This is a genomic window from Mesorhizobium sp. M0030 (assembly GCF_040323695.1).
GTDB lineage: Bacteria > Pseudomonadota > Alphaproteobacteria > Rhizobiales > Rhizobiaceae > Mesorhizobium.
The window spans coordinates 13358-25706 of the sequence record NZ_JAMYVE010000012.1 but is presented as its reverse complement, the minus strand read 5'-3'; the positions used below and the strand labels follow the sequence as shown (position 1 = coordinate 25706).

At 58.4% G+C, this 12349-nt stretch carries 9 protein-coding genes; 3 read left to right on the top strand and 6 right to left on the bottom strand.

Features of this window, described 5'->3' with window-relative positions; genetic code table 11:
* Nucleotides 1-73 precede the first annotated feature (73 nt).
* The 6 genes from NKJ80_RS22470 to NKJ80_RS22445 form a co-directional block, all read right to left on the bottom strand.
* Complete coding sequence (locus NKJ80_RS22470; RefSeq protein WP_031262582.1) at nucleotides 74-1705, bottom strand: ABC transporter ATP-binding protein; 1632 nt, start codon at nucleotides 1703-1705, stop codon at nucleotides 74-76.
* A complete protein-coding gene (locus NKJ80_RS22465) occupies nucleotides 1695-2579 on the bottom strand; it encodes an ABC transporter permease (protein WP_023734823.1) in 885 nt (294 codons plus the stop codon). The genes NKJ80_RS22470 and NKJ80_RS22465 overlap by 11 nt, the downstream gene beginning before the upstream one ends.
* Entirely contained in the window at nucleotides 2576-3622 is a 1047-nt protein-coding gene (locus NKJ80_RS22460) for an ABC transporter permease (RefSeq protein ID WP_023734822.1), read from the bottom strand. The genes NKJ80_RS22465 and NKJ80_RS22460 overlap by 4 nt, the downstream gene beginning before the upstream one ends.
* 87 nt (nucleotides 3623-3709) lie before the next feature.
* Nucleotides 3710-5317 carry an ABC transporter substrate-binding protein gene (locus tag NKJ80_RS22455; protein WP_352498344.1) on the bottom strand — a complete coding sequence of 536 codons (1608 nt, stop codon included), beginning with the start codon at nucleotides 5315-5317 and terminating at the stop codon, nucleotides 3710-3712.
* Between the two features lie 121 nt (nucleotides 5318-5438).
* Nucleotides 5439-5792: a Rieske (2Fe-2S) protein gene (locus tag NKJ80_RS22450; RefSeq protein ID WP_023690448.1), complete on the bottom strand. Its 354-nt coding sequence runs from the start codon at nucleotides 5790-5792 to the stop codon at nucleotides 5439-5441.
* Between the two features lie 11 nt (nucleotides 5793-5803).
* Nucleotides 5804-6886 (bottom strand): amidohydrolase family protein, encoded by a 1083-nt coding sequence (locus tag NKJ80_RS22445; RefSeq protein WP_031201701.1) that lies wholly within the window; start codon nucleotides 6884-6886, stop codon nucleotides 5804-5806.
* A gap of 129 nt (nucleotides 6887-7015) precedes the next feature.
* Between NKJ80_RS22445 and NKJ80_RS22440 the strand changes: the two genes are divergently transcribed.
* The 3 genes from NKJ80_RS22440 (at nucleotide 7016) to NKJ80_RS22430 (ending at nucleotide 10840) form a co-directional block, all read left to right on the top strand.
* Nucleotides 7016-7873 carry a LysR family transcriptional regulator gene (locus tag NKJ80_RS22440; RefSeq protein ID WP_352498343.1) on the top strand — a complete coding sequence of 286 codons (858 nt, stop codon included), beginning with the start codon at nucleotides 7016-7018 and terminating at the stop codon, nucleotides 7871-7873.
* Nucleotides 7874-8083: 210 nt separating this feature from the next.
* Nucleotides 8084-9040 carry an FAD-binding oxidoreductase gene (locus NKJ80_RS22435; RefSeq protein WP_198027084.1) on the top strand — a complete coding sequence of 319 codons (957 nt, stop codon included), beginning with the start codon at nucleotides 8084-8086 and terminating at the stop codon, nucleotides 9038-9040.
* Between the two features lie 1068 nt (nucleotides 9041-10108).
* Nucleotides 10109-10840: a hypothetical protein gene (locus NKJ80_RS22430; RefSeq protein ID WP_023694064.1), complete on the top strand. Its 732-nt coding sequence runs from the start codon at nucleotides 10109-10111 to the stop codon at nucleotides 10838-10840.
* The last annotated feature ends 1509 nt before the right edge of the window (nucleotides 10841-12349 follow it).

The following is a 12349-nucleotide window of genomic DNA, read 5'->3' as shown; positions in this document are numbered from 1 at the left end:
GCTCGATCATGCCCTTCAAAGCACGTGGAAGATGGGCGGACGGGGACTTAATTCCTGACCACCTTGCAACCTGTCAGATTTTCCGACTGGCCAGCAATCTTGTCAGCCAGTCAGGATCCATTTCGGGAACAGAGGACAAAAGCCGTTCGGTGTAAGCGGCATACGGAGGTGTGAGAACCACGCTCTTCAATCCCTGCTCGACGACTTTGCCGCCGTGCATGACGACAATCTCGTCTGCTATCGCGCGCACCGTGGCAATGTCATGGGTAATGAAGATGTAGCTCATCCCGAGTTCACGCTGTAGGCGCATCAGAAGCTTGAGGATCTCCTCCTGCACAATTTGGTCGAGCGCGGATGTGATCTCGTCGCAGATGATAAGCTCCGGTTCGGCAGCCAATGCCCGCGCAATGCAGACGCGTTGTTTTTGGCCACCTGATAGCTCGCCAGGTAGACGTTCCAGAAAATCCTCGCTCATCTCGACCATGTGCATAAGTTCGCTTATCCGGCGATCTCTCTGCGCGCCTTTGAGGCCGAGGTAGAATTCGAGTGGCCGATCTAGGACTTCTTCGACCGTTTGGCGCGGATTAAGGGCGTTGTCGGGCATTTGATAAATCATCTGGACGCGACGCAGGACCTCCTTGGGCCGCGCCTTCAGGCTCTTGGAAAGGAGCTGGCCTGCGAAAGAAATCGAACCCGAACTTGGCGGCAAGAGTCCGGTAACGACTCGAGCGAGCGTCGATTTCCCAGAACCGGATTCGCCGACCACAGCGACTGTTCTTCCGCGCGGAACCTTGATGGAGACATCCTGGAGCACCTTGACCCCTCCGGCATAAGCCGCGGTGACGTTGTCTATCGTCAAGAGATAGTCATCGGCTGGAACTTCGGGCTTGGCGAGCTTGCGGACTGCCCAGAGCGTCCTCGTATATTCCTGGCTGGGCGAGGCCAGCATCTGACGTGTGTCAGCCACCTCCACGGTAACTCCGTGTCGCAGAACCATGATGCGATCCGCCATTTGCGCCACCACCGCCAGGTCATGCGTTACGTAGATTGCAGCAGTACTGAATTCCTCAACGATGTTGCGAATGGAGGCAAGGACTTCAACCTGCGTGGTCACATCGAGCGCCGTTGTTGGCTCGTCGAATATTATGAGGTCCGGTCGACAAGCCATTGCCATCGCTGTCATGGCCCGTTGCAACTGCCCGCCTGAGACCTGATGAGGATAGCGAAAGCCTATGCTCTCGGGTTCTGGGAGCTGAAGACGCCGATAAAGATCCACGGCGCTCCGGTTCGCCTCTTCCCGGCTGACGATTCCATGCGCCACCGCGGTTTCGATGGTTTGTTCCAAAAGTCGATGTGCCGGATTGAAGGAGGCCGCCGCGCTTTGCGCGACATAGGCAATGCGGGAGCCCCGGAGACGACGGCGCCCCTTTTCATTGACTGCCAGGAGATCAATCCCGTCGAACAGGACCGAGCCCTGTGTGATCCGGCAGCCCGGTTTGGCATAGCCCATTGCGGCAAGGCCAATGGTGGACTTGCCGGCGCCTGACTCGCCGATTAGGCCAAGAACCTCCCCCCGCTTCAGCGTAAGATCGATCCCGCGGACGATGGGATGCCACTGTTCGTCCGAGGATCCCTCCACATGCAGATTGCGGATTTGCAGTAGATCCTTTCCTTTTTCGCGTGAGCCTGGATCGCTACTTTTCATCCCGCAACCCGCTTGTTGCGTGCAGGTACCAGTCCACAACGAAATTTACGGATACGGTAAGAAGAGCTATCGCGCCGGCCGGAAGCAGCGGCGTGACATCGCCGTAAGTGATCAGGGTTGCGTTCTCGCGCACCATTGATCCCCAATCGGCCGTCGGCGGCTGAATACCGACTCCGAGGAACGACAGCGCCGCGACTGTCAGGAACACGAAGCAGAATCGCAAGCCGAACTCGGCGACCAGTGGAGGCATGACATTGGGAAGGATTTCCTTGGCGATGATCCATCTCGGTCCCTCGCCGCGCAATCGCGCCACCTCGACATATTCCATCACGGCCACGTTAAGCCCAACGGCGCGAGAAAGCCGAAAGACACGGGTAGAATCGAGAAGCGCAATGATAACAATCAGGCTGGTGATCGACGAGCCGAAGATCGACAGAAGCACCAGCGCGAAGATCAGACTCGGGATCGACATCAGCACGTCCACCGCACGCGACAAGATCTGGTCGAGCCACCCCCTATACAATGCGGCAAGGAGGCCGAGCGACACGCCTACCGCGAAGGAGAGCAATGTAGTCGCGACCGCGATAGCGATGGTGTTGCGCGCACCGTAGATCAAGCGGGTGAGCATGTCGCGGCCGAGCTGGTCGGTTCCCAATTTGAATTCCTGATTCCACGGCGCGAAGGCTTCGCTGAAGACCTGCGTCTCGCCATATGGGGCTATCCAGTGCGCGAAGACCGCAACAAGGACGTAGCCAACGATCACCACGATGCCGAACCATGCACTAAGCGGTGCCTTCTTCAGCGCTGTTTTCGCCCGGCTGGCACGCGAGCGCCTCAGCCTCTGAACCGCCGCGATAGATTGGGATCTGGTCATCGTGGGTGCAAGAGCCTGGGGTTGGTGGCGATGGAAATAATGTCGGCCAGCAGGTTGAGAAGGATGTAGGTCGCGGCGAAAATCAGGGCACAGGCCTGGACAACCGGAACGTCCCTGGATTTTACCGCATCAACCATCAGTTGGCCGATCCCGGGATAGACGAAAACGACCTCGACCACGACCACTCCGACGATGAGATATGCCATATTGAACGCCACGACAGTGACGATGGGAGCCCAGGCATTGGGCAGGGCATGCCTCAGCACGATCACCATCGGGGACATTCCCTTGAGGCGCGCCATATCGATGTAGGGACTTGCGAGCATGTTGATGATGGCCGCTCGGGTCATGCGCATCATGTGGGCCACGATCACGAGTGTAAGGGTGATTGCCGGCAGCGCCACTTTCCAGAGGTGCTCCCAAAATGGGGTATGATCGTTCACATTCGACAGTGTCGGAAATTTGGGAACCGCATTGAGTGCCCAGGTCAGTGAGATACTGAGCCAATGGGGCAGGGATTGAGCGAAATCGGATGCAATGAACGTGTCGCGCGAGATCACCAGGTAGGCGAGCATATAGGCGACGAAAAACTCCGGGAACGAAATAGTTGTCAGTGTCACGGCATTCACCAGCCGGTCGAACCAGCCGTTGCGGTACAGCGCGGCGAGAATGCCAAGCCCGAGCGCCAGCGGAACCGCTATCAGCGCGGTCACCGCTGCAAGAAACATCGTATTGTAGAGGCGTGGCGCGATGATCTCAGCCACGGTACGCCGATATCCGGTGCGGCTCGCGAACGAAGAGCCGAAGTCGCCGTGAAGCATTTGCGCGACCCAGACGAAATAGCGCTCGACAGGCGGACGATCGATGCCGATTTCCCGCTGAAAGGCGGCGACCGTTTCGGGCGTCGCCGACTGCCCGAGCGTGGCCTTGGCGAAGTCGCCCGGAAGCATCGCGATGGCAGAGAAGATGATGATGGACACGATGAACAAAGTGACCAGGCCGAGGCCAAGGCGCTGCAGAACCGTTCTTGCGACGGGGTTCATTTGAGTGCCGTCTCCCTTTGGGCGGCAGTCCTGCACTCGGAGCAAGCCGACCGGAGCCTCACAACCATCGTGGCCCCGGCCGCCTTTTCATGCCGTGGCGATCCACCAGCGTTCGGCCATTTTCAGTCCATCGTTCTCCCAGTTGGGCGCCACTTCGCCATGTGCGAGCTTTTTGGATTGGGCGCTGACGAAATTGTTGAAGACCAGCACGATGCTGCCGCCATCGTCGTGGGTTAGTTGCTGCATCTCGGCATACATTCCCGCTCGCTTGGCCTCGTCCGTCTCGGCCCGCGCCTTAACAAGCAATTCGTTGAAATGGGGATTTTTCCAGAACGACTCATTCCAGCTGGAGTCCGCGGCGAAGGCTTGCGTGAACATCCAGTCGGCCGTCGCTCGACCGCTCCAATAGGATGCGCACCAGGGTTTCTTGAGCCAGATATTGTCCCAATAAGCGTCCTCGGCCTCCCGCACGACATTGACGTCGATGCCGCATTGGGCTGCCGTCTCGCGAATGAGCGAAGCCGCATCCACCGCGCCTGCAAAAGCGGCATCGGCGACCGAGAGATCCACCTTCAGGTTCTCCATTCCGGCCTTTTTCAGGTAGTGCTTGGCTTTTTCCGGATCGAAGTTGTGTTGCGGTTGCGGATCCTTGGCGAATTTGATCGCTGGCGCGATCGGGTTGTCGTTAGCCACGGTGGCGTGGCCGAGAAAGATCTTGTCGACGATTTCTTGGCGATTGATCGCCCATTTCAATGCCATTCGCACGTCTGGATTATCAAACGGCGCCATCGCGGCATTCATCGGCAAGGTATAATGTCCGTAGCCGGTGACCTCGACGATTTCCACCTTCGGATTGCGTTTCAACATGCCGAGGGTCTTGAGGTCGGCGCGGCCGATATAGTCCACCTCGCCCGTCGACAAGGCCGCCATGCGAGCGGCAAGATCAGTGATGGCGATGAATTCCACCTCGTCGAGATAGGGCCTGCCGTTTTTGAAGTAGTTTGGATTGCGCTTGAGTTTCGCCGAAACGCCGGGCTGGAAATTCTCAAGGAGGAAAGCGCCGGTGCGAACCCCTGAAGCCCAGTCCGCCTTGCCGTCCTTGGCTGGCATGATGACCAGATGGTAGTCACTCATGATGTAAGGGAAATCGGCGTTGCCGCTCTTGAGCGTGAAGACCACCGTTTCCGGGCCGTCCGCCTTGATCCCGGCGACGGACTCCAACAGCGACTTCGCCGCCGACTTTGTGTCCTTGCCCATGTGATATTGCAATGACGTCACGACGTCATCCGCCGTCACAGTCTTGCCGTTGTGGAAGGTTGCGCCTTTGCGCAGCTTGAAGGCCCAGGTCTTGGCCCCATCCGAAGATTCGAAGCTCTCGGCGAGGTCCGGTTGGACATTGCCTTTGGCGTCGACCTCAGTGAGGCTGTTGGATAGCGAGCCCGAAAACGCGGTTTGTGTGAACGTATCGGGGTAGCCGGCCGGATCGATTGAATCCGTCGTCGCGCCATGAGCCATGCCGAGCTTGGCGAAGCCGCCGTGCATCGGTTCGGCACGCGCCCTGGCGACGAAGAGCGTGTCGGCGGCGGCGACCGTCAGGCCTGCGGCTATCCCAAGATGAATGAAGTCGCGGCGGGAAACTTTGCCGCCACCGACCAGGCTTTGCGGGATACCAAGCTTGTATTCAGATTCTGACATTTGACTCTCCCATTGCGGAGTTCTCCGCGTTATTTTTTTCAAGCACCTGCGAACAAATCTGCTAGTTGGCTTCGGCCATCTTTCTTCGAATTTTTCCAATCCCAATCGGCTTTTGGGCCAATCAGGCCGTCACATAGATGCTGCCGGCTTCGACGGTGACTGGAAATGTGCGAGCGCGAATGGACGGATCGACCAAGGCTTCACCTGACTTGATGTCGAATTCCCAGCCATGCCAGGCGCATCGAACGATCTCGTTTTCGCGATGATAGATGAATTGCGCTTGTTCAACGGGCGCGGTTGTCCCGCATTGCGGTCCCTCGCAAAGTGGAGCGCCGCGGTGCGGACAGACATTCAGCAGCGCGTGGAATGAATCTCCGATGCGGAAAATCCCGACCGAAAGGCTGCGGATCTTGGCGATAAACGGAGATCCTGTTTCGATCTCGTGGACGCGGCAGATATATGTCTTCTCGGGCATCGTATGGTTCCTCAGGCAGCATTCGCGGCTTGCGCACGGGGGATGCGTTTGTAGACTTCCAACGCATTCAGTCCCATGATCTTGCTCTTCCAGGCAGGAGGGATTTGCAGCGTGTTGGCATCGTCGTAATCCCAGTGCGGATAGTCCGACGCAAACATCAGCGTGTTTTCCCCGTCCATCGCTTCGAGCGTGGACCAGAGATGTTGGATGTTTGCAGGTTGCTCCAGCGGCTGCGTGGAAAAGCGGATGTTGCGCCGGCAATATTCCGATGGCAGCATCTTCAGCCATGGCGTCTCTTTACGCAGCGCTTTGTAGTCGGCATCCAGGCGCCACAGGACCGACGGAACCCAGGCGACACCGCACTCGATGATCACGAAGTAGAGGTCCGGCCACTTCTCGAAGACGCCATGGGCGATCATGCTTGCCACGTGCGACATCGCGGACATGTGCAAAATGGCATGCGTTTCCCAGAAGAATGTCGTGGGCGCAGGCGCAATGGCAGTTGAATTCACGCCGCCATGCCCGCCCAGATGTATGGCGAACGGCAACCCTACTTCAGCGCAAGCTTCGTAGATCGGATGGTAGAACGGGTCTCCATACGGCTTGACGGACCCTTGGGAAGCGAGAACCTGGACCATACGCGGATAACTGCCCAGACGGCGTATCTCGGCGGCAGCGAGCTTCGGATCCTGTGGTGCGATGATGATCGAACCCATGAAACGATCGTCTTTCGGCAGCCATTGGTTGATCTGATAGTCATTGTAGGCGCTGACCAGGGCGCTGGCATAGTAAGGATTGGCGAGGGTCGACGCCTCGATCGGCTCATCGCCGGTGAGGATCGCCACGTCGACTTTGTACTTGTCGAGGTGCTTCTCTTTCATGATGAGATAATTGTCGGCTTCCGTCTTCGGACGGACGTCCTTGCGGGAGAAGTCCTGCGGATGAAACCAGGGGCGATGGCCATGCGGAAATGCGCCGACTGGACCTGTTTTCTCGCCCTCGGTGAACATGTCTTTCCACAAGCCGGAAAGGTATGGCGTCAACACGGTGGCGCTTGACCAGTAATTGTGACAGTCGCAATCAACTATGAACACTTTGTTCCGCTCCGTGGCCCGTCCCGGCGGTGCGCCGGCCGATGATCTGGTGCAGCTTCCCCCTTGAGTATTGTTTGATCAAGCTTATGGTAGGCAGGAACATGATCGAATTTTTCGATCGGGATTTCCATGCAGCTTGATCACATCGAAACCTTTCTCGACATCATCGAATCGAGAAATTTCAATCGCACCGCAGATCGGTTGGGCTTAACCCAATCGACAATCAGCACCCGCATCAAGAACCTGGAGAGCGCAATCGGATCTGAACTGTTCCAACGCGGACGCGCCGGGGCAGAGCCGACTGCCGCAGGGCGCCGGTTCGAAGCCTACGCAAGATCTCTGGTATCCACTTGGTCGCAGGCTCGCCACGATGTCCGGGCCTTCAACCGTTTCGAACGCACCTTGCGCGTTGCCGCCCAAGTGGGCATGACCCGCTCAGTCCTGCCCGGGTGGGTCGAAACCCTGTGCCAAGCACTTCCGAAGTCCTCAATCCATGTCGAGTCGGATTATTCGAACCAGATGGTCAGCGACCTCAGCATGGGAAACCTGGATATCGCGGTGCTTTATGCCCCCCGCTACTTGCCTGAGATCGCATACGAGCACCTGATGGTCGAGGAATATTTAATGGTTTCGACTGCCGCCAGAAACCTGTCGGACGTCGATCCCGACACCTACATCCGCCCAGGCTACACCGTCGTGCTGGAGAAAACGCACGCAGAGATGCTGGCTCAATTGGCGATCTGCCGACTTTCGACCGGATCGGAAGCTCTGGCGGAGATCATGCTCCGGCGAACGGGCGGCACTTGCTACATGCGCAGCGATGATGCGCGCAGGTTTACCGGTGAGATTCCATCGTTCCTGGTCGAAGGAGCGCCGACCTTGCACCAGCCAGTCCATACGGCGATACTGGCACGCCGCAAACACGAACCGATCATTCGCAAAGGCATCCGTGCTCTCCATCTCGCTGTTATGTCGCTGGAGGTTTAATCGATATTCCCGATCATAACGCTGGGATAATATTGCTGTTCAGCGGGGTAAGAACTGGCATGTTCGCTCGACCTAACGCCGAGCCGCACGATGAATGCATACGCCTCCATCCAAGCCTCAGATGTCGTGCCCACCATGCGTCAGCGGCGATGGGCACAAAAGACGCGAGATATAGTGCTCTGCCGTCGCGTGATAGACGAGACGCACGATGTGAAAACATTTGTTCTCACATCTGCCGCTGGTCGGATGTTCTGCTTCAGCGCGGGCCAGTATGTTCTCGTGCACCTCAGGATCAACGGCGCCACAATAACGCGCGCCTACTCGGTATCGTCACCGCCGACGCGACCGCTTGATCTTCAGATCACCGTGAAGCGAACGCAGGGCGGGCTCACTTCCAACTGGATCCATGACCATTTGACGCCGGGCAGCGAGATCGAGATCGAAGGGCCGCTCGGTTCGTTCAATCTGGATAAATTGCCGTCGGAGAAACCTGTTTTCCTTTCGGGCGGGAGCGGCGTGACTCCGACCATGTCAATGCTGCGTGCGCTTACAGACCGCGCAGACGACAGGGAGATCCGCTTCATTCACAGCGCGAAAACCCCAGGCGACATCATCTTCCGAGCGGAACTGGAAGCACTTGCCGCTCGCTTTCCCAATGTTCAAGTGACTTTGGTTTGCGGCCAGGGAGGTCCCGCTTGGACGGGTTCAACCGGCCGAATTGATGGTCGGATGCTGCTGAGCCTGGTTCCCGATCTTCACAAGCGCACCGTTTTTGCCTGTGGGCCCGAAGGATACATGAAGACGGCACGCGCCTGCCTTGATGCAATAGGCTTCCCGCCGGCGCAGTATCACGAGGAGAGTTTCGGAGGCAGCAATGGTTCTCGGTCGGAATTGGGCTTGGCGATTTCGTCTTCGGTCCGTTTTGTCCGCTCGGGTGTGGAGCATCGCTGCGCGCCCGGAGAGACCCTGCTGGACGCGGCGCGGAACTGTGGCATCTACATCCCAACCGCCTGCCAGCAGGGCGTTTGCGGAACGTGCCGAATAGCCAAACTATCCGGCGAGGTTACCATGGACGATTTGGGCGGACTGAATGCTAAAGAGAAATCTGCCGGCTATGTCCTGGCATGTTGCAGCCGCCCGCGAGGGACGGTTTTGCTCGATGCTTAGCTCGGCGTTGTTGACTGTTGGAAGATTCCGTCGGCGCACGCATCGGCGTCAGGGTCTAACCCAACGGCTCGACGCTCGAAGCTGTCAGTCCGTTATCGGCCCCCAAATGAGACGTTGGAAGCATTGAGGGCAGGGGACAGTTCGTGGCGCAAACGAGATAGCAGCTCCGAGTAGTCATCGCTGTTCGCGAAACGGTCGATTTCTGGACATCGCAATGTCGGGTATGGACTAACGCGCTATCTCGGCTCGAGGACCCATTCAGGTACGCGCCTGACATTAGGTATTGAGCATAGATCCGTGCGTCCCGGAAAGCGGACGCGGCACGATCCGGGTTAGGCGAGTAAGATAATACGCTCGATGACGGCGGCGCGCGCGGGAACGTCGCAACCAAGGATGAAGCTGTTGCTGGAGTCGAGCGGGCATTCACGCGGCCATGCCGGAGCAGATCGGCGCTACGACGGCCCAGCAGCCTTTGTCGCGGGGGGTTGTGTGCGTCAAGTTCTGCAAAATGGGGCAACCATGATGCTGGTCCTGCGGCTTGGCGCAGAGCGACCAGCGATCGCCATTTCCGATGCCAGCGCCTAAGCCTTTTATGAGACCTAAGCGCAGCTTGCCGGCCGCAGCATGGTCCCAATTTGGGACGAATAGTTTGGCACCCATATTGCACCCACATCTTTCGCCGGCTGATCCCCGGTCCTGATCGCGTACTCTGATCAGGTGTAAGGCTCGCCGGGCTCGAGGTTGTTGGGGTCTTCGCCCGGCGAGTTGTCTGCCAATGCGCAGTCACAGCCACATGGTGACGCCATACTCCGAAATGCCGCAAGCATTCCGCGGTTGTGCATCGCCCGACCAAGGTCGATCGGTATGGGACTTCAGTCGCGCTAAAGGGGGATACGGTCTGCGACTCCGGATTTTTTGCTAGATTTCAGAGGGTTACAAAGCGCTTCGCAGTCGTCAGTCGCTCATTGCAACAAGCATTTATCTAAAGTTCATTCAGTCGAATTAGGAAACTCTTATAAGCCGCTCTATAACGAATCGGCGAGGTGGCTATTCGCCTGAGGAGGTACCATGACATCCCGAAAAACCCTTTTGGCGGCGCTTGCCGCGCTTGCGCTAGTGACCGCTCCTGCTTTCGCTGGTGCGGGTGGAAACGGTGGTGGTCACGGCAATGGTGGTGGTCACGGCAATGGTGGTGGTCACGGCAATGGCGGTGGTCACGGCAATAGCGGCAAGTCCGGCAACGGCGGCGGGAAGTCCGGCAACAGCGCTTCGCACGGCAAGTCGGCATCGGCTCACGCCGGAAAGAAGGCCTCGGGCGAAGACCAGGTCGCCGTCGACGACATTGAGGTCGCCGCGACGCCTAAGGACAAGAACATTCACGCCAAGCTTGGCCGGCTGAACTCGCTGCAGCGCAACATCAACGCTTATATGAACTCCAAGAGCAAGAAATTCGCCGGCATTCAGGCTTATGTGACAGCTTCGGCTGCCGCCAAGGGCGCCCAAGCCGCGGTAGATGCCGCCCAAGCGGAAGTCGACGCGTTGAACGCCAAATTGAACGACCCGAATACTCCGGCCGACCAAGTCCCGACCCAGGAGCAGATCGATGCAGCGCAGGCGGCGCTCGATGCCGCCAATATAGCGGCGGCCGATGCTGCTGCCGCCGTCCCATCGCTGGATGACGCGCTCGCCGATATGGCCAACAAGCCGGTCGACGCCGAGGTCACCGAATGGGCCAACAGCGTGCTTGCCGAGAAGATCGACGAGATGGCTTCCAAACAGGATCCTGCGCCAACGCCGTAAGACCGGTCACCGCTGAAACGACCCTAGTCGAACGTGCAAGCCGCCGGGTCACACCCCCGGCGGCAGGGAGACGACGAGCTTGCCACCTTTTCTCCTCTTTGAGGGCGACCCCTAAACAAGCGGAGTCGCTACCGACGCTTAGGAACAAAAGTGCCGAAATACCGTGTTGAGGAGATCGCAGCCGATGCCGTGACGGCCACCCACACCGTCAACGCGAAAACTCCGATCAGGGCGGCGCGCGAAGCGGCGGAACGCGAGGTCATTCTACGCCCGGCCACATCTTCGAATACAGCTCAGCCTGTAGGGCGGTCCATACCCGGCTGGCCGCGGCTCACGCTGGTTTCTTGAAACGCACCATGCCGTCGACCTCGATGCGCAAGTTCGACTATTGACCCGGACCAGGGTTCTCTCGGTCTGTTTGAGCGAGGGGGGAAGCAATACGATTTCCTGGGCGTGCCGCTTGAGGCGTTTGTCGCGTTCAAATCTGCCCCACCAAGGGCCGCTATTCAACAATCACATCCGCAACCAACTATGCATTCCGGCTCGCCCAAGAAAAGGCTGCAGGCTCCTTGGACGATTAAGGGAGGTTCTTTCAGAAAAACGGCCCGCGCTGATCGAAGGGCGCGGGCCGGTCCGTTGCCGCCGGTCGGCAGCGGGAGGCATCCATTCCGGCCGGTGCAAACCAGCCCCTCCCGCCACAATTAGCAACCTTCGGCAGTCGTTTTCATCTGTCCAGGGGCTGCGGACTTGGCACTGGTGTCATCCTGTTGACCAGGAGCGGCCTGCTTAGCACTGCCACTCTGCTGGCCGGGCGCACAGTCCTTCGCTGAGTTCGAATTGGTCGACTTCGTTGTGGTCGAATCCGTGTTGTTATCTGTCGTCGGCATCGTTGTGGTAGTGGAGGAGCCACTCGACGTCGTCCCTGTTGTCCCTGTCGTCCCCGCGAACGCAAGCCCGCTGGAAACAGCCATCATGGCAGTGGCAAAAAGAAGCCGCTTCATTCTTCATCTCCTAATGACAAGTAATGTCCCTTCCATTCGATAACGGGGGATGCGAAGGATCGGTTCCAATGCGATCTTGTGTTGACCGGCAGCTTTGGGGCGGCCGTTAGCGGACTGGCAGCCTTCACGCGGCGGATCTTCGGTAGCTGACATTCCGGCTAGCGCGGACATCGCCTTCCCCATGGGCAGAAATTAGTCTCCTGGGGCCCGCCCACGTTTCTCTCAAGCCACCGATTTCATGGCCGACAGGTTATCACGATGTGTCTGAAGGTGGAGAAGCTGATCGTCGCCCTTGGTTGTGCAGCCCTTCAGCCGTGGGCCAACCTCCGAACACCCTTGAAAAAGAACTTGAAGTCGTCCCGCACCAGAGCGAACGTCTTCGGATGATCGGGATAACACGGCGGTCACGAGACACCTGTTCCCGCGTTTTTTGCTCGCTCGCCGGCGCAGCGGCAAATTGATCATAGACGGTACTAAGTGGTCTTGCTGCTCCGGCATCTCGCCGTGA

Excerpts from the sequence above, each read along its gene's own strand:
- NKJ80_RS22465 (WP_023734823.1), bottom strand. The coding sequence starts at position 2,579 with ATGACCAGATCCCAATCTATCGCGGCGGTTCAGAGGCTGAGGCGCTCG.
- NKJ80_RS22470 (WP_031262582.1), bottom strand. The coding sequence starts at position 1,705 with ATGAAAAGTAGCGATCCAGGCTCACGCGAAAAAGGAAAGGATCTACTG.
- NKJ80_RS22440 (WP_352498343.1), top strand. The coding sequence starts at position 7,016 with ATGCAGCTTGATCACATCGAAACCTTTCTCGACATCATCGAATCGAGA.
- NKJ80_RS22450 (WP_023690448.1), bottom strand. The coding sequence starts at position 5,792 with ATGCCCGAGAAGACATATATCTGCCGCGTCCACGAGATCGAAACAGGA.
- NKJ80_RS22460 (WP_023734822.1), bottom strand. The coding sequence starts at position 3,622 with ATGAACCCCGTCGCAAGAACGGTTCTGCAGCGCCTTGGCCTCGGCCTG.
- NKJ80_RS22430 (WP_023694064.1), top strand. The coding sequence starts at position 10,109 with ATGACATCCCGAAAAACCCTTTTGGCGGCGCTTGCCGCGCTTGCGCTA.
- NKJ80_RS22455 (WP_352498344.1), bottom strand. The coding sequence starts at position 5,317 with ATGTCAGAATCTGAATACAAGCTTGGTATCCCGCAAAGCCTGGTCGGT.